At 64.8% G+C, this 1,148-nt stretch carries 1 protein-coding gene; it reads left to right on the top strand.

Going from position 1 to position 1,148, the window contains the following annotated elements; translation table 11 throughout:
• Nucleotides 1-78 precede the first annotated feature (78 nt).
• The gene (locus CJ301_RS17450; protein ID WP_099278627.1) at nucleotides 79-1,113 is read left to right on the top strand and encodes an IS110 family transposase; all 1,035 of its coding nucleotides are present in this window, start codon (nucleotides 79-81) and stop codon (nucleotides 1,111-1,113) included.
• The last annotated feature ends 35 nt before the right edge of the window (nucleotides 1,114-1,148 follow it).

The following is a 1,148-nucleotide window of genomic DNA, read 5'->3' as shown; positions in this document are numbered from 1 at the left end:
GCATCGGTAATTGGGCTGCCTCACCGGCGAGGTTGAGCTCCCGTTAGGATCGAAAGATCCGAATGAAGGGAGTGACTGATGGATTACTATGCTGGACTGGACGTGTCGCTGCGCAGCTGCGCGCTGTGCATCGTCGACGAGAAGGGATCGGTCCGCCTCGAGCGTGAGCTGCCCTGTGAAATTGAAGCGATTGCCGACGCCTTGGCGGATTTCCCCAATCCGGTGGCCAGGGTCGGTTTCGAAGCGGGGACGATGAGCCAGCACCTCTACTTCGGACTTCGGGACCGGGGTTTCGATGTTGTCTGCATGGAAGCGCGGCAGGTCAATGCGGCCCTCTCGGCCATGCGCAACAAGACGGATCGCAACGACGCGCGAGGCATCGCCCAGGTCCTGCGGACCGGCTGGTTCAGCCCGGTCCATATGAAGAGCCGGGAGTCGCACGGTGTCCGCGCCCTCCTGAGCACGCGGCGCGCGTTGCTCTCCAAGACCATCGACCTTGCAAACGAGGTCCGGGGGCTGCTGAAGATCTTCGGCATCCGCCTGCCGTCCAGCGTCAGCCACGGGCGCTTCGACGAGATCGCACGCGGCCTTGTGGAGATGGACGAGGTCCTGGCCCATGCGATGCTGCCTTTGCTCGACGCCCGCCGGGCGCTCTACGACCAGTTCCTTGAACTGGACCGCCGGGTGAAGCGGGCGGCGAGCCGCGAGGAGGTCTGCCTGCGAATGATGACGGTGCCCGGGGTCGGGCCGATCGCGGCTCTGACGTTCAAGGCGGCGGTCGACGATCCGGCACGGTTCAGGAAGTCGCGGACCGTTGCCGCACACTTCGGATTGACGCCGAGGCGATATCAGTCCGGAGAAACAGACAACCCGGGCCGCATCTCGAAGGCTGGTGATCGCGACGTCCGATCGACGCTCTATGCGGCCGCCAATGCGCTCCTCATGCGGACCATGGCCGGTTCCCGGATCAAGTCATGGGGCATGCGCCTGATGCGCACCAAGGGCCGGCGCCGCGCTGTCGTCGCCGTGGCTCGCAAGCTTGCGGTCATCCTCCATCGCCTCTGGATCGATGGGACCCAGTTCCGTCCGACCGTCGAGGAGGCTGCAACATGATCTGACACCCTCTCGATGGACCGACGGGATCGTCC

This window comes from Limimaricola cinnabarinus, assembly GCF_002723615.1.
Taxonomy (GTDB): domain Bacteria; phylum Pseudomonadota; class Alphaproteobacteria; order Rhodobacterales; family Rhodobacteraceae; genus Limimaricola; species Limimaricola cinnabarinus_B.
Note: the sequence above shows the minus strand (reverse complement) of the source record. Positions and strands in the feature narration are given on the sequence as shown.

Excerpts from the sequence above, each read along its gene's own strand:
- CJ301_RS17450 (WP_099278627.1), top strand. The coding sequence starts at position 79 with ATGGATTACTATGCTGGACTGGACGTGTCGCTGCGCAGCTGCGCGCTG.